Annotated in this window: 18 protein-coding genes; 14 read left to right on the top strand and 4 right to left on the bottom strand. The window is 54.8% G+C overall.

What is annotated here, in order from left to right:
* Positions 1-72 precede the first annotated feature (72 nt).
* The 3 genes from TURPA_RS03290 to TURPA_RS03280 all read left to right on the top strand — a co-directional run bounded on the left by TURPA_RS03290 (position 73) and on the right by TURPA_RS03280 (position 2096).
* Positions 73-567, top strand: a complete 495-nt coding sequence (locus TURPA_RS03290) for a hypothetical protein (RefSeq protein ID WP_014801856.1) — start codon at positions 73-75, stop codon at positions 565-567.
* Between the two features lie 77 nt (positions 568-644).
* Complete coding sequence (locus TURPA_RS03285) at positions 645-1220, top strand: sterol desaturase family protein (protein ID WP_014801855.1); 576 nt, start codon at positions 645-647, stop codon at positions 1218-1220.
* Positions 1221-1283: 63 nt separating this feature from the next.
* Positions 1284-2096: a class I SAM-dependent methyltransferase gene (locus TURPA_RS03280; RefSeq protein ID WP_157210378.1), complete on the top strand. Its 813-nt coding sequence runs from the start codon at positions 1284-1286 to the stop codon at positions 2094-2096.
* Here the strand turns inward: TURPA_RS03280 and TURPA_RS03275 are convergent.
* On the bottom strand, positions 2083-2706 hold the full coding sequence (locus TURPA_RS03275) for a TetR/AcrR family transcriptional regulator (RefSeq protein WP_014801853.1): 624 nt from the start codon (positions 2704-2706) through the stop codon (positions 2083-2085). The genes TURPA_RS03280 and TURPA_RS03275 overlap by 14 nt on opposite strands.
* 115 nt (positions 2707-2821) lie before the next feature.
* Here TURPA_RS03275 and TURPA_RS03270 point away from each other — a divergent pair, with 115 nt between their 5' ends.
* On the top strand, positions 2822-4498 hold the full coding sequence (locus tag TURPA_RS03270) for a flavin-containing monooxygenase (protein ID WP_014801852.1): 1677 nt from the start codon (positions 2822-2824) through the stop codon (positions 4496-4498).
* Positions 4499-4508: 10 nt separating this feature from the next.
* Positions 4509-4943 carry an SRPBCC domain-containing protein gene (locus TURPA_RS03265; protein ID WP_014801851.1) on the top strand — a complete coding sequence of 145 codons (435 nt, stop codon included), beginning with the start codon at positions 4509-4511 and terminating at the stop codon, positions 4941-4943.
* 8 nt (positions 4944-4951) lie between these two features.
* On the opposite strand, the gene TURPA_RS03260 is transcribed toward TURPA_RS03265, so the two are convergent.
* Genes TURPA_RS03260 through TURPA_RS03250 form a run of 3 tightly spaced genes read right to left on the bottom strand, consistent with a single transcriptional unit; the run spans position 4952 to position 7182 of the window.
* Positions 4952-5569, bottom strand: a complete 618-nt coding sequence (locus TURPA_RS03260) for an NADPH-dependent F420 reductase (RefSeq protein WP_014801850.1) — start codon at positions 5567-5569, stop codon at positions 4952-4954.
* Positions 5566-6363 (bottom strand): DUF481 domain-containing protein, encoded by a 798-nt coding sequence (locus tag TURPA_RS21340; protein ID WP_014801849.1) that lies wholly within the window; start codon positions 6361-6363, stop codon positions 5566-5568. Before TURPA_RS21340 ends, TURPA_RS03260 begins: the two co-directional genes overlap by 4 nt.
* A gap of 6 nt (positions 6364-6369) precedes the next feature.
* Entirely contained in the window at positions 6370-7182 is an 813-nt protein-coding gene (locus TURPA_RS03250; protein ID WP_014801848.1) for a type 1 glutamine amidotransferase domain-containing protein, read from the bottom strand.
* A gap of 135 nt (positions 7183-7317) precedes the next feature.
* Here TURPA_RS03250 and TURPA_RS03245 point away from each other — a divergent pair, with 135 nt between their 5' ends.
* The 9 genes from TURPA_RS03245 (at position 7318) to TURPA_RS03205 (ending at position 15474) form a co-directional block, all read left to right on the top strand.
* Complete coding sequence (locus TURPA_RS03245) at positions 7318-7677, top strand: winged helix-turn-helix transcriptional regulator (RefSeq protein ID WP_041948271.1); 360 nt, start codon at positions 7318-7320, stop codon at positions 7675-7677.
* A 106-nt stretch (positions 7678-7783) separates the two neighbouring features.
* Positions 7784-9517 carry a thiamine pyrophosphate-binding protein gene (locus TURPA_RS03240; protein WP_014801846.1) on the top strand — a complete coding sequence of 578 codons (1734 nt, stop codon included), beginning with the start codon at positions 7784-7786 and terminating at the stop codon, positions 9515-9517.
* Between the two features lie 21 nt (positions 9518-9538).
* Positions 9539-11218, top strand: coding sequence for a long-chain-fatty-acid--CoA ligase (locus TURPA_RS03235; RefSeq protein ID WP_014801845.1), 1680 nt, complete (start codon positions 9539-9541; stop codon positions 11216-11218).
* A 53-nt stretch (positions 11219-11271) separates the two neighbouring features.
* The gene (locus TURPA_RS03230) at positions 11272-12174 is read left to right on the top strand and encodes an NAD-dependent epimerase/dehydratase family protein (protein WP_014801844.1); all 903 of its coding nucleotides are present in this window, start codon (positions 11272-11274) and stop codon (positions 12172-12174) included.
* Positions 12175-12306: 132 nt separating this feature from the next.
* Positions 12307-12594 (top strand): nitrogen regulation protein NR(II), encoded by a 288-nt coding sequence (locus tag TURPA_RS03225; protein WP_041948270.1) that lies wholly within the window; start codon positions 12307-12309, stop codon positions 12592-12594.
* 117 nt (positions 12595-12711) lie between these two features.
* Positions 12712-13236: a GGDEF domain-containing protein gene (locus TURPA_RS03220; protein ID WP_053332105.1), complete on the top strand. Its 525-nt coding sequence runs from the start codon at positions 12712-12714 to the stop codon at positions 13234-13236.
* Positions 13237-13300: 64 nt separating this feature from the next.
* Complete coding sequence (gene rplS, locus TURPA_RS03215) at positions 13301-13750, top strand: 50S ribosomal protein L19 (RefSeq protein ID WP_041948893.1); 450 nt, start codon at positions 13301-13303, stop codon at positions 13748-13750.
* A complete protein-coding gene (locus tag TURPA_RS03210) occupies positions 13725-14435 on the top strand; it encodes a ribonuclease HII (RefSeq protein WP_014801842.1) in 711 nt (236 codons plus the stop codon). The genes rplS and TURPA_RS03210 overlap by 26 nt, the downstream gene beginning before the upstream one ends.
* A gap of 133 nt (positions 14436-14568) precedes the next feature.
* Positions 14569-15474, top strand: coding sequence for a 3-hydroxyacyl-CoA dehydrogenase family protein (locus TURPA_RS03205; RefSeq protein ID WP_169314394.1), 906 nt, complete (start codon positions 14569-14571; stop codon positions 15472-15474).
* Position 15475: the final 1 nt, after the last annotated feature.

The raw sequence follows: 15475 nt of genomic DNA, 5'->3' as shown, positions 1-15475 counted from the left end.
ATAACATTGTCTTGACGCATATTTTGCTGAAGTTATTCTGAGCACAATTCATAAACTTGACGGGAGGCCAAAATGGCAGTGGTAAAACTGAAAGATTACGTTTTTTCACCTGCGGTGAGCGTCGGTTTTGACGCCGCGACAGAAGAGATAAAGGCGACATTCGTCGGCACGCGTACAAACTTGTACCTGGTACCGGGGCGGCGAGAAGTTGAAGAAGGCTTCTGGAAGTCAGTTCTGTCAAATACTGTTACGATGGAATCCATAACCTTAGGTGATAAATCGATACCTGAAGTTGTGCAGAGTATGCTGCTCGCCCCAGACACGACTCTCGAAAGCCTCGATGCGTTCTTTCGCCGGTTGCAAGAAACCTGGAGCAGCACAAAGATTGTCGCGATACAAGACCTCAAGAATCTGAATGTGTCGGCCTTCTGCGGTGGCTCGATGGCGTTTCGCAAGCAGGGCGATCTGGTCTATACGCCATTCATGCTGAGCCTCGGCAAGGCTTACAAAAACGACATCAAGAATTTCTATGCGCCAATAGCTGCTGAACTCAAAAACAAAAGGTGAGTTCGCGCTCACCGTTATTTGTGACACACGTGTCATTAAATTCTTGACCGCCTGCATAGCCATGAAAATCCATAGCTATGCTCGGTATACCCCTAGGCCTTTTAGCGGCGAATGCATTTGAATGGTTTGCGCACAACAAGCTGCTGCACGAATATGGCAAGAGTCGCAGCGGCAGCGCGCACTTTCACTGGGATCATCACCGCGAGGTGCGGCGCCATGATTTTTTTGAGCCGCAGTATGAACATTTGCTCGGCGAAGACTACGCGCGCCATCGTTACGAGATAGAAGCGCTGGTGCGCGTTTCCCTGATCGTCTCACCGCTTTTTCCCATCGCGCCATTCTTCACAGCAACACTCTGGTATTCTGCGTTCAATTATTACCATTGCCACCGCAAGGCGCACGAAGATCCCGAGTGGGCGCGCGAGCATCTGCCGTGGCATGTCGACCACCACATGGGCCGCAACCAAGACACCAACTGGTGTGTAACCAAACCCTGGTTCGACTACATCATGGGTACGCGCGTGCTGACAAACCACAGTAAGCCTGAGTCGAATCCGTTGGGTATACCTCTGCCGAAACCCGTCAAAGATTTTCTCTGGCAGCTGGTGCCGCGCCCCAAATACGAGCCAGCGAGAGCGACGGCCGCTGCCTGATACGATTTACGCGGCATGACGCTTGAGTAACGAAGCTCAGGTGGATTAATAAGCGTAATGTCAGTGAACCCATTAGCAAATCCAGAACCCTGGAATCTGGTAGCAGGCGGCTACCAGAGTGAGACTGTTCCCGCTTTCAGGCAATATTGCCAGAAAGCGCTCGAACTCATTGGTTATGAGCCGTACAAGAAAGTTGTCGATATTGCCTGCGGCCCGGGCACCCTCTCGCTGATGCTCGCCGAATCGGCGGCAGAAATCACCGCGATTGATTTTTCAGCGGGCATGCTCGATATCTTTCGCCGCCTCGCAGCAGAGCAGCGCGCCAAGAACATCATAATCCACCACATGGATGGGCAGACGCTTGATCTGCCCGACAACACCTTTGATTTTGGCTTTTCGATGTTTGGCCTGATGTTCTTTCCCGATCGTATGGCTGGCTTCAAAGAGCTGTTGCGAGTGCTGAAACCCGGCGGCCGCGCAGCCGTTTCAAGCTGGGCGCCGGTCGCAGAATCTCCCGTGATGCAGCTGATGTTTGGTTCACTGCGCGCTGCCTTTCCTGAACGGCCAGAACCCAAGACAAATATGCTGAGCTTAGAAAACCCAGAATTCTTTCAGAATGAAATGACGAACGCGGGATTTCAACACGTCATGGTGACGGCGTTCGACGGTGAGTGGCGCATCGAAAACGCCGATACGTTTCTTGAATCGATGGTGAAGGGCAGCGCGCCGCTTGAAATGATGCGGCATAACCTTGGCGCCGATGTCTGGGCTGAAAAGCGTAAACTGATCGTTGCATACCTGCAAGAGAATCTGCCGCCGCTGCCCGCAGTGCTGCATTCGCGTGCGCTGATCGCGGTGGGTTCTAAACCTGTTTAGCCAAGGCACCCTTCGTAAAAATTTCAATCACCGTCATCGCGATGAGAAGAAGATTATTGGCCGGCGATTCCGGTTCTGTCGATGCACGCATCGCGTCGAGAATCATCGCGTTCAAGATACGCGCGGCGCTCGGTATGTGCAGCTCGGCGCGAATGAAGCCTTTGTCGCGGCCAATCAGCAGAAATCGTTCGGTTGCTTTCTGAAATTCGATCTGAGAAGCATCGAAGCGCTTGCGTATCTCTGGGTCGGCGTGAACCTCGTCAAAGAAGATGCGCATATGGCTGATCTCGCGTAAAAAGACACCGCCGAACTCGGCGTAGAATTTTTGCATCTCGGCGATATAGTCTTCGACACAGGTTGCCGTCTCAGGCTGCGTGCCGCGCGCGATTCGCAATAGCTCCTCATTGAGCGCATCGTATAAGGTGAGAAATATATCGAGCTTGTTTTCGAAATAGCGGTAAATGGTGCCATGGCCGACGTCGAGTTTCGCCGCGATATCGGCGATGCCGGCCGCGTGAAAGCCTTTCTCGGCAAAGACCGCACGGGCGGCACCCAGAATCGCCTCGCGTTTCGCCTGGCGTTGTTCTCTGCTGACTTCGGGGCGGGCCATTAGCTGCTCGATGGCAGTTTTTGTTTACGGAATGACGTGTCATTCTATTTATGTCTTAGGTGGGTGCCTGCCGTGCAAGCCTCCGCCTAAGACAACCCGAACAAGTGAGGGCAAAATGAAAAATAAAGCAGCAAAAACAGCACAGGGTTCAGTCCGCGCCGCAGGCGCGAATGCTATCGACACAGACGTTTTGGTCGGCGGGGCCGACCCCCACGCTGTTGACACAGACGTTCTGGTCGTCGGCTCGGGCTTCTCGGGCATCGGCGCGGGTGTGCGCCTCAAGCAGGCGGGCATTCCGTTTCTTGTGCTTGAAAAAGCCGGCGATCTCGGCGGCACCTGGCGCGACAACACGTACCCCGGCATCGCGGTCGACATCACTTCGTTCACCTATTCGTTTTCTTATGAGCAACTGCCCGACTGGTCACGGGTTTTTGCGCCGGGTGCGGAGCTCAAAAAGTACGCAGACCATTGCGCCGAGAAATATGGCGTGCGCGAACACATGCGGTTTAACGCTGAAGTCGAGTCGAGCACGTTTGACCCGGCTGCGCACGTCTGGGTGACCACTTTAAAAGGTGGGGATATATTAAGGTCACGCTACCTTGTGCTCGCGACGGGCGGGCTCACGATACCCAAACTGCCTGACATCGAAGGCATAGAATCTTTCAAAGGCAAGAAAATTCACACCGCAAGGTGGGATCACTCATATAACCTCGCCGGCAAGCGTGTCGGCATTATCGGCACCGGCGCGACGAGCGTGCAGCTCGTGCCGGCGCTCGCGCCGATTGTGAAAGAGCTGCACGTCTACCAGCGCACCCCCATTTGGATTCTGCCGAAACCCGACGCCGAGATCGCGAGCGCGGTGAAGCTCGCGCTGAAGTTTGTTCCTGGCTTGCAGTGGCTGCTGCGCGGTGTGACGAATTCGATCACCGAAGCCGTGATGGTGCTCGGCGTGATCAACTACAAGAAATACCCGCAGATCACAAAGTTTTTTGAGAATATCTGCCTCAGGCATCTCGAGAAGCAGGTGAAAGACCCGGTTCTGCGCGCGAAACTCACGCCGACCTATGGCTTCGGCTGCAAGCGCCCGAGTTTTCATAACGACTATCTGCAGACGTTTAATCGCGACAACGTCGAGCTCGTAACCGATGGTATTGCCATGATCACAGAGAGCAGCATCGTCACCAAAGACGGCAAGGCTCGTGAAATTGACGTGCTCATTACCGCTACCGGGTTCAAAACTTTTGAGAAAGGTAACACTCCGCCTTTTCCCGTGAATGGTTTGGGCGGCAAAGAGCTCGGTACGTTCTTCGATGAAGAGCGCTACCAGGCCTACGAGGGCATATCGGTGCCGAAGTTTCCGAACATGTTTATTATGCTGGGGCCATATGCAGCGACCGGTGCCTCGTGGTTTCAGATGGTCGAGAACCAATCGCACCACCTCGTGCGCGTGATTACAGAAGCGAAACGCCGCGGGGCGACCTGGGCAGAACCCAAACAAGAAGCGCACGACCGCTACCACGGCGACATTATGCGGCGCATGGGCGACACGGTCTTTTTCAACAACAACTGCGCATCGGCGAACAGCTACTATTTCGACCGCCACGGCGACGCGCCGTTTATGCGGCCGATGACGTACGCCGAGGTTTGGTGGCACAGCCACTTTTTTGATTTGGATGATTATGCTTACCGCACGCCAGCGGCGTTGTCCCCCTCCCAGCCTCCCCCGCACGCGGGGGAGGTGCCGAAGGCGGAGGGGGACAAAAGACTGTCCGCGACATTTACAGAAGCATAAGAGGTAACCCATGGAAATACACACAGAGATCGAGATCAACGCGTCTGCCGACGCGGTCTGGAAAGTGCTGACTGACTTCGCGAGCTATGGCTCGTGGAACCCGGTCATCACCAAGATTGAAGGTTCGCCGAGCGTCGGCGGTTCTGTCAGCTTTTCGCTCAAGGCCGCGCCGATGGTTGAGCTGCCGATACCTTCATGCGAGGTGCTGGTGGCTTCGGGGCGTGAACTGCGCTGGCGCGGCCCGTCGATTCCGGTGCTCGACCTGGTGCTGAGCGGCGAACATTATTTCATTATTCAAGAGGCCGGTGAGAAAAAGGTGCGCTTTGTGCACGGTGAGCATTTCTCGGGCTTTGCCGCGAAGGCGCTCGAGCCATTGCTGCAGCAGCGCATCACCGAGTCTTACAGCACCATGAACCGGGCGCTGAAAGACCGTTGTGAGGGGTAACCTTGCGGTTACCTCTTTAACAACTTGAAACCAATATCGCGTCCCTGACCTTGCATCATCGCGAGGTTAATCCAGAAAAACGCAAACTGTTCCATCAGTTCGAACTTGTCGTTGCCGCCGACGTCGTAGCACTCGGCAAAGCCGGCGTCGAGTGCAAGCTGTCTTATCCGCTCTTTCGCACTCTTGCTGTCGCCTGCCATGAACATGTCGATGCGCTCATTGCCATAAACTGTGTTTTGCATGTTATTGAAGCCGGTCGTGTTGAAGCACTTTACCACTTCGCGCGACGGCGTGTTGGCCAGAATCGCTGCGGCCGCTGAGCGAAAACCCTCTGGCCCGCGGCCGCCGACAATATTCATCGCATCGACAATCACCTTGCCGGTCGTGTCGCCGAGAGACTTCGCAACTTCGACAGCGGCTGTCGCGGGTGTTGCGAGCAGAATAACTTCGGCAGAATTCACCGCTTCGGCTATAGTCTTCACTGCTATGCTGCTGCGCTGCGCAGCGGCTTTGCCTTTAAAGTTAGACCGTTCGCGCGTGCCAAAGACCACGGCATGGCCTGCGGCGCTCCATTTTTCGGCGAGTGCGGACCCCACGTTGCCGCTGCCGATGATTGCGATTTTCATTTTGTATCTCCTTTTGTTTGGTTTTTTTCTGATGCAAATTTTGCCGAGGCACCAAACGTGAACGCGAAGTCGTCGCGCACAACACGCTGCGGTACCGCGGATTCGTGATGATAGACGATCAGGGCCTTAAGGCTCAGAGTCTTGCCTAGTGCCCATTCGATTCCGGTCTCCCAGTGCCAACGGTAGTCATTCTGCGTTTGCAGCGCCTGCTGGTACCATAGCTCAGAAATCAGCGCCGTATTCTCGCTACCCAGATTCTGGCGAAAGTACAGCCGCGGCGTACCGCGCATCAATGGCCTTGCCGTCGATTGCGGCGTACCATCGGGCAAATTTGCCTCTGCACCGTAATCGGTTGCCTCGCCCGAGAGCATCAAAGAAAATTTGAGGATCGTCTGCGGTGCTGAGATGATCGCCCAGGTTGCGCCGGCGCCCACCTGGTTACGCAAATTAATTCTGCGGCGATAACTTGTTTCTAACCAATGCATTGCAAATGGGTAAAGCCGCGCTTCGGGAAAAAGATAAAAATGGTTGCGACTCGACCAGTCGTTTTCTGTACGAAAGGCGCCGAAAGTGCCCCACAGATACGAATTTGTCGTCGCAGCAGCCCAGACCGGGTTATGGTGCGACAGGGCAGCGTCGCCACGAAGCAAGATACGTTCGACATTGCCGGTATTCACGAACGCCGTGCCTGAAACCTTCGCCAGAAGCTCGGGCGAATAGACGTCGATTGGGTTGGCAAAAAGCGCCGCACCGAATGGTGCGGCGACAAGCGCAAGCGTCAGGCGCTTCAGCATGCGCTGTTATTTCTTATCGAGCAGCTCGACGACGTATTCGGCTGCCAGTGCGCCGCTGTTCTGCTGCTGGCCCGTGACCAGGTTGCCATCGATAATTGCATATGGTGTAAAGGCAGGCTGTACCTTGAACGTCGTGTCAGAAATCTTGCGCGCTTCGCTCTCTATCCAGTAAGGTTGAATTTTCATTTTCACGAAGTCATCTGCATATTTTTCTTCGGCGTCGGCGAAGCCTGTCCAGGTTTTGCCGTTTACGAGCAGGTCGCCGTTAGACTTCTTTGCTTCGAGCAATAGCGTTGTTGAGTGGCAGACGGCAGCGGCGGGCCTGCCTGATTCATAGAACGCCACGAAGGTTTTCTGCAGTTCGGTATTGCCTTTGAAGGTGTACATGGGCGATTGGCCGCCGACGAGAAAGATCGCCGCATAGTCCGAAATTTTGACGTCTGTGAACTTACGCGTGTTTGCCAGTTTGGCCTGAAAATCTTTCTTCTGCAGATAACCCAGAGATATCACGTCATGCGCAGAGTAGCCGCTTTTGTCGGTGGGGTTTGAATACGCGTCCATTTCGATCTTGCCGCCTGCGGTGCTGGTGATGTCGATCGTATAGCCGGCCTGTTCGAAGATGTGCATTGGGTGCGTGAGTTCGGCGGCCCAAAAGCCAATCGGCCATTTGGTCTGCTGCGAAATCGTCGGGCTACCAACGACCATGAGTATCTTTCCCTTTGGTGGTGCGCCGTGCGGGTGTTGGTAGCTAATTTTTTCTGTAGTCTTGCAGGCTGCCATAGCCATGAGCGCTGAGAGAACTAATGTCCGTATTTTCATAGTGAGGCGAATATATATAAGTGAGACAAAAATGGCTATATAATTTATTAAGTTAGTACTATCCAAAAAGTAAGTATGACGCAATTTCGTTATATATCCCCTTGTCGCCGCATCTCTGCCGACCAGCTTAACCTTGTGCCCAAGTTCGTTCAAGATGGAAAAACGTATAATAACCCTGTTGAGTATGCATTGGGCAAAATCGGCGGTAAATGGAAAATGCCGATTCTCTGGCGCCTCAGAGAGCAGAAAAAACGCTACGGTGAACTGAAAACAAGCCTCGACGGCATCACGCACAAGATGCTGTCAACGCAGCTCAAAGAGCTCGAAAAAGACCAACTGCTTAAGCGCATTGTCTACGAAGTGATACCGCCTAAGGTAGAGTACGAACTCACGGCGCTCGGCAAGACTGCAATACCCATTATCGAAACCCTGCGCAATTGGGGCATCGCCATGATGAAACATGACGGCGTGAAGCAGGGGCTGCCCAAAGCCTGAAGCAGGTGACATACCTGCCGGGCGAAAACTGCTTTGCTATATTCAGAAATAAAGACCTTCATATCTATTTAGTTGACGGGGTTAGGCGCAGCTGGCAGCCGTGCGCATGAATGGTGCAGAAATAGCGGCAAGGGTGATTGCCGCGCACAAGGTAGATGCTCTCTTCACCCTGATCGGTGGCCATGTGTCGCCGATTCTGGTTGAAAGCAAAAGGCGGGGCATTCGCGTCGTCGACACACGCCACGAGGTGAACGCGGTTTTTGCTGCCGACGCGTGGGCGCGCCTCAGGGGTGTTCCCGGTGTGGCTGTCGTTACGGCTGGGCCGGGAGTCACCAACACGATCACCGCAATGCGCAACGCGCTCATGGCACAGTCGCCTGTAGTTTTGATTGGGGGCGCGACGGCGACAGCGCTCAGAGGCAGGGGCTCGCTGCAAGACATCGACCAGATTAAACTCATTAAATCGAATGTGAAGCGCGCGTTTCGCGTGAATCGCCTGAAACAGATTGCGCCGACTCTCACGAAAGCTTTCGCCGTTGCTGCGGGTGGCGTGCCTGGCCCTGTCTTTGTCGAGATTCCGGTCGATTTGCTTTATGAAGAAAAAATTGTGCGCGAGTGGTACGCTGAAGCTGCACCTAAGGGCAAGAGTCTTGTGGCGAAACTCACTCGCAGCTACCTGAAGTTTCATGTCGCACGCCTTTTTGGCGCCGCGAAGAGTGTCACGATTCCGCAACCGACTGAAAACCAGCCGCATTTTATTTCTGACAACCTGCTCAGCAAAATCGAGCGCGCGCTCGCCAAAGCTGAACGCCCGCTCGTACTCGCGGGCAGCCAGGTGCTGCGTGACGCTCGTGAGGCAACCCGCGTGCGTGATGCGCTTGAGCACCTCGGGGTTCCTGTGTACCTTTCGGGCATGGCGCGCGGGCTTTTGGGTGAAAAAAATCCGCTGCAGTTCAAGCAAAAGCGCAAAGAGGCGTTGCGTGAATGTGATCTGGTGATTCTTCTGGGCGTACCGGCAGATTTCAGGCTTAACTACGGTGCGCACATCAACCGACGCGCATTTCAGATCAACGTGAATCTCGATCGGCACGACCTGAAGAAAAACAAACGGCCCGATATCGCCGCGCGCGTCGATGCCGGCACGCTGCTCATCAAGCTGCGCGAAAAAGGTATCAGAGCCGACGCTCAGCGCCTTATCGGTTGGAAAAACACGCTCGCCGAACGCGAGAAAGCGCGCGAGGCAGAGATCACAAAGTCAGCACAGCAAAAAATGAAGTTCATCAACCCGGTGGATTTTTTTCTCAAAGCTGCGCCGGTTCTCGCGAAGAAGACAATCCTCATTGCTGATGGTGGCGATTTTGTCGCAACCGGCGCTTACGCACTGCGCCCCGGCGGGCCGCTCACGTGGCTTGACCCCGGTGTCTTCGGCACCCTCGGTGTCGGCGCTGGTTTCGCGCTTGGCGCAAAAGTCGCGCGGCCCGACTACGATGTCGTGATTCTGTATGGCGACGGTTCGGCGGGTTATAGCATTATGGAGTTTGACACATTCGTGCGCCACAAGCTGCCCGTCGGCGCAATCATCGGTAACGACGCCTGCTGGACACAGATCTACCGCGATCAGATCGAGTTCTTAAAAGACGACGTCGCCTGCATGCTGAACTATTCACACTACGAAGAGATCAGCAAAACCTTCGGCGGCGCGGGCATGACGATTTCAAAGCCCGCGCAGATCAAGACCGGTCTTGCAGCGCTCAAGAAAAGCCTCGCGAAGAAGCAGCCGTTTATTCTTAACGTGCTGATTGGGCGCAGCGAATTCAGGAAAGGATCTATATCCATGTAGCGGCGAAGCGGCAGGAGGAACATGACAATAAAACCAGACCCCGACAAAATTCCAAAACCCTGGCTTAAACACTACGACAAACATGTGCCGCACAGCCTCACGTACCCGAAAGAGACGCTGCCAGAACTTTTTGCGCAGAGCTGTGCCGAGAATGCGCACCGCGTTGCGCTGCAGTTTATTGGCAAATCGTTACGCTACGGACAGATCGAGGCTTCTGCAAGCTCCTTTGCGGCTTACCTCGCAGAGCAGGGGGTAAACAAGGGTGACCGGGTGTTTCTCATGCTGCCGAATAGTCCCCATTTTGTGATCGTCTACTATGCGATTCTGAAACGGGGTGCTGTGGCGGTGCCGGCAAGCCCGCTCGACACGCCGACTGAAGCCGAATACAAATTTAAAAACTCGGGCGCTAAGCTGGTGGTCTTTCTCGACCTGCTCTATGATAAAGTGTCGCAGCTGTTGCAGCAACATCCTGATACGCCAGCGGTGGCGGCTGATGTCAGTGAATACCTGCCTTTTCCCAAGAGTATGCTCTTTCGCCTGAAGAAAAAGTCCCTGGGCAAGCCGCTGCCCGATTTCACGCGCGCGAACCTCAGCACATTCGCCGGCGTGCTGCGCGAGTACCGGCATCGCTCAGCTGAAGCCGTTCAGATTGCCGGCTCTGATACCGCGGTGATGATCTATACCGGCGGCACAACGGGCGTTTCAAAAGGCGTTGTGCTCTCTCACCACGCGATGGTCGTCAACATGACGCAGGCGCGCACCTGGGGTGATTTGAGCAAAAACGATATCGGCCTCTGCGTGCTGCCATTTTTTCACGGGTTTGGTATCAGCATTGGTCTCAACCTCTCGCTTAGCTCAGGCGGAAAAATGGTTCTCATGCCCAGATGGGACGAAGCGCAGGCAATACGCCATTTCGAAAAAGATGGCATCACTGTTTTTGCGGGTGTACCGACGATGTACAACGCGATGCTGAACCATAAGAATTTCGCCAAACTCAGAAAGGCAAATCTGCGCGCCTGTTTCGTCGGCGCGGCCCCGGTGCCCGAAGCGCTCAAAATTGCCTTCAAAGAAAAAACCGGCGGCACGCTGATCGAAGGTTATGGTCTCACCGAATCGGTCACAGCCAAGTGTGCGAACCCCCTTTATGGTGTCAAAAAAGAGAGGTCGATTGGCCTTCCCTGGCCCGACACGCTCATGGCGATCATCGACCAAAAGACCGGCGAACTTTTGCCGCCCGATAAAGAGGGAGAAATAATTCTGCTAAGCCCCGACCTCATGAGCGGTTATTGGCAAAACCCCGAAGCAACGGCCGCGACAATTCAAGACGGCTGGCTCTACACGGGTGACATCGGTCGCATGGACGAAGACGGCTATTTCAGTATAGTCGATCGCAAGAAAGACCTGATCATCACCGGCGGCTACAACGTATACCCCGCCGAAATCGAAGAGGTGCTCTACCATCACCCGGCAGTGCTCGAAGCCTGCGTCGTGGGTGTGAAAGATGACTATCTGGGCGAAGTGGGCCGGGCATTTGTTGTGATCAAGCCAGGCATGCAGGCGAGCGGTGAAGAAATCAGGGTATATCTCGCTGATAAACTGATTCAGTACAAGGTGCCCCGGCAATACGTGTTCAAAGATTCAATGCCTAAAAGCCCGGTGGGGAAAATCTTACGAAAAGAACTGCGCCACGACGTGCCATAGCGCGCGAATCGTTTTCTGCTCGCCACGCTCTCGGCTGCACCGTCAGGTAGCGTATGGTACTCAAAGACAAGACAATTGCCGTCACCGGCGCGTCGGGCATGATTGGCGCGTATATTTGCCGCGCTCTGCTCGCGCGCGGTGCGAATGTCGTTGGGGTTGTGAGAAATCCTGATAAAGCGGCATTCTTGACCCGCGAGGGTGTCACATTTCGCCGGGCCGATCTCGCCGATGCGCGTTCGCTTGCCGACGCATTTGTCGGCGCCGATGCAGTCGTCTCAAACGCGGCGCTCTATCGACTCACGAACCTCGATTGGGAATCGAATTATCTGCCCAACAAAACCGGCACCGAAAATGTTTTCAACGCAATGCAGAAGCATAACATCAGGCGCGCGGTGCATATCAGCACGATTGGGCTCTACAAGTTTACGCTCGCGTATGAAATTAACGAAACGTCAGAGCAGCTGAACGGTGAAAAGCGCGAAGGCGGCGCGTACCGCGCGACGAAGCAACTGAGCGAAGAGCTCGCGTGGCGGCTCGCGACGCAGTACGGCATTGGCCTAACGACGCTGCGCCCATCGGGAGTCTATGGCGCGCGCGATGAGAATATTATGCCTTACTTCAAACTGGCGATGAAGCTGCCTTTTCTGCCCCTGCCAGCGATCGGCTGGCCGCTTGTTTACGCAGGCGACGTCGCCGATGCAGTCGTTGCTTCGCTCGAAAGCGAAAAGGCAATCGGGCAGGCTTATAACACCAGCGGCGACACGCGTGATTTCGCCGATTTTTTGTCGGCGTGGCACGAGGCCTCGGGCAAAGGTGCGCGGGTCTTCAAGATACCCGTGGGCCTCGGTATCAAAATCAGCAGCGAAAAAGCCGCGCATGATTTAGGATTTCAAAACCGTCCGTTTGTCGATGCCCTGCGTGAGATATTCGCTGAAGAGCCTGGGTTGCTGCGCTAGCATAGAAAATCCATAGCCAGTTTGATTCATACATACCCATGCTCTAGCCCGCCGCGTTGGTCAGCGCCGGGGCCGCGCTATTCTGCGCCGTTCGTGTCGTTAACGCAGACGAAAAGTCGTCCAATCATTCATATGGAATCAGACAGCTTATTACTTGCTAACCTGCGCCTTGGTCAGCACCGGTTCACAGGCTTGCTCGATCAGCTGCACCTCGCAATTCTACTGGAAGACGAAAACCGGCAGGTCAGTTTCGTCAATCAGGCATTCCTAAACCTTTTCAACATTGGTCTATCGGCGACTGAGTTCGCAAGTATTCCCTGCGAAGTTTCAGCCTCAGCCGCGAAAGAGGCTTTTGTTGAACCCGAAATATTCCTGCAGAGCATTGAGACCCGCCTCGCCGAAAAGCGGCCTGTTAAGTGAGAAGTATTTTCTCTAAAAGATGGGCGCTGGCTTGAGAGACATTATTATCCCATATTCATCGCATCAGATTACCGTGGTCATGTGTGGGTCTATACTGACGTGACAGAAAAGATACGAATGCACCGGGCACTGAAGCGGCAGGCGACCACAGACATTTTGACAGGCCTTGCCAACCGCAGGCGGATAGAGGCAGAATTGCGCCGGCAATTGCATATAGCCCGGCGGTATGAACGGCCCCTGAGCCTCATCATCGGTGATATAGACCACTTTAAACAAGTGAATGACCGTTTCGGTCATAACATGGGTGATCAGGTGTTACGCACCGTTGCCGCCCGTATGAATGGGGCCAAGCGCATCGCAGATTTTGCCGGTAGGTGGGGCGGTGAAGAATTTCTGGTAATTCTGCCCGAAACTGATCTTGCGGCGGCCATGCGATTGGCCGAACGGCTGCGCCTTTCTGTGGCCACCGAGCCCGTTTCGGCCGGGGGGCTTACCGTAACCATGAGTTTTGGGGTGAACCAATGCAGTCCCGATGACGATCTGCAGACGGCTGTGGCCGCCGCAGACCATTGGCTGTACTGCGCAAAAGAGCGGGGTCGAAATCAGATGGCCGCGTGCGCTACCCCAATAACGACCATCTGAGACATGCCGCCATTGAGTTCAACAAGCGTTGACGCCCTGTCTCAACCCTTAACAAAGACGGATGCTGAATCAGATTCTCCAGAAACTCCACTACGACGTGGTGAACCGCCCGGTCGACTTTTCAGTCGGCGATACGGTCAAAGTACACTATAAAATCAAAGAAGGCGCGAAAGAGCGTATTCAGATCTACGAAGGCCTCGTGATCGCCATTCAGAACCAGGGTGCAGGCAAGACCTTCACCGTGCGCCGCGTGAGCTTTGACGTGGGCGTTGAGCGTATTTTTCCCCTGTATGCCCCCACGGTTGAAAAGGTAGAAAAGATCCGCTCGAGCAAAGTGCGCCGTGCGAAACTCTACTACCTGCGCGACAAGTCGGGCAAGGGCAGCCGTCTGAAAGAAATCGTGCGCAAGCCGGTGAAAGACTCGCTCTTCGCGGCGGCTCAGGCGTACAAGGCAGCCAAGCCGAAAGCAGCACCAGCAGCCGAAGCACCTGCCGCGGCCGAAACACCTGCGTAAAACAGCAACACAGTTTGCCGATAAGAACCGCGCTCTGGCGCGGTTTTTTTTTGACGAAACCGGCAAGACCTGGCAGGCGATCATAGGGGTCGACGAGGTCGGGCGCGGCTGCCTCTTTGGGCCGGTGACAGTTGGCGCGGTGATGGTGACACAGGCAAGTCTCGCCGCGCTCGAAACAGAAGCTTGGGCCGGGCAGGTTACCGACTCAAAACTGCTGTCTGCAAAACGGCGTGAAGAACTCGCGCCCAAAATTGCCGCAAACCTGCCGCACGCGACAGCACATATCGCGGTGCGCTATATCGACAGGCACAATATCAACCGCGCGATTCAATATGGTATCTACCGGGCGGTGCAGTCATTATTGCGCGCAGCCTCGATGCACCCCGAAGCCGTCAGAATAATCGCCGACGGTAACTACAGGTTTAAATATCCCGTATTGGGCATGGCTAAACCCATGCCGAGGCTAGATACAGAAACCAAAGCCGACCTCAGGTATTTTCCCGTGTCTGCAGCCTCGGTGATCGCCAAAGTGAGGCGCGATGCCCTTATCGCCCGTGCGGCCGACCGGTTTTCGCGATACGATCTGGCTGGTAACGCAGGCTATGGCACGCAAAAGCACCGCGATGCAATTGCCGAACACGGTCTGACGGCCTTTCATCGAAAGTCATTTAAACTGAAGGGGTAAGCATACTCCCCAAAGGGCCGCGCTGCAAGTCATGCCATTTCACACTTCTGAGCTCATAGGTAGCGTTAGCGACTCGCAGCGCGGTCCTATTGAAAATCGCGTGTCGCCGCAAATGAGCATCGGGCTCTGTCGCATGCTTCGACAAGACTCAGCACAAGTGGCTGAAAGTGCTTCTCTACAGAAAATACTCATCGCAGGCGGCGGGGCGATGGGCGCCGGTATTGGTTATATTTTCGCGCGTGCATACCCCGAAGCGCAGGTCGACGTCATGGACACCAACGAGAAAGTGCGTGCGCAGGCGGCCGAGAACTTTGAAAAGTGGTCGGCGAAAGACAAAGAGCGCGATGAAAAGGCCGGTAAACCCTTTGTCTCGATTGAGGGCCGGCTTAACATTCTCGGTGGGTTTGGCAAGGCACAGCTGCAATACGACCTGATGCTTGAGGCCGTTACCGAGAACATCGAACTCAAGAAGAAGATTTTTGCCGAGTTCGATCTGCGCGCGCACGACACGTCGCTTTTTGCGAGCAACACCTCGTCGCTTTCGATCACTGCTCTCTCGGCGGCGGTAAACCCGAAACGCCAGGGGCGGGTCGTGGGCCTGCACTTTTTTAATCCTCCCCGAGTGATGAAGCTACTCGAGATCATTACCACCGAAGCAACCGAACCTTCGGCGCTCGCACTCGCGCGTGAACTCGCGATTCGGCTCGAAAAGACCCCTGTTATCTGCAAAGACGCACCGGGCTTTATCACTTCGCGCCTTGGCATCGTGCTCATGAACGAAGCGATCTTCGCGCTGCAAGAGGGGCTCATGTCTGCCGAAGACATCGACACTTCGATGAAACTCGGGTATAATTTTCCGATGGGGCCGCTGCAGCTTGCAGACTTCATCGGTCTCGACGTGGTTTTTGCAGTCACCCAGACGCTTTACGAAAACTACCAAGACCCGAAGTACCGACCGTGCATGCTGCTCAGAAAAAAAGTCGAGGCCGGTCATCTTGGGCAAAAAAGTGGCCGCGGTTTCTACGTTTACGGAAGTTGAC

Origin of the sequence: Turneriella parva DSM 21527, assembly GCF_000266885.1 — a bacterium.
In the GTDB taxonomy this organism is placed as follows: Bacteria; Spirochaetota; Leptospiria; order Turneriellales; family Turneriellaceae; genus Turneriella; species Turneriella parva.
The sequence above is the reverse complement of the archived record's forward strand: the minus strand, read 5'-3'. Positions and strand labels throughout refer to the sequence as shown.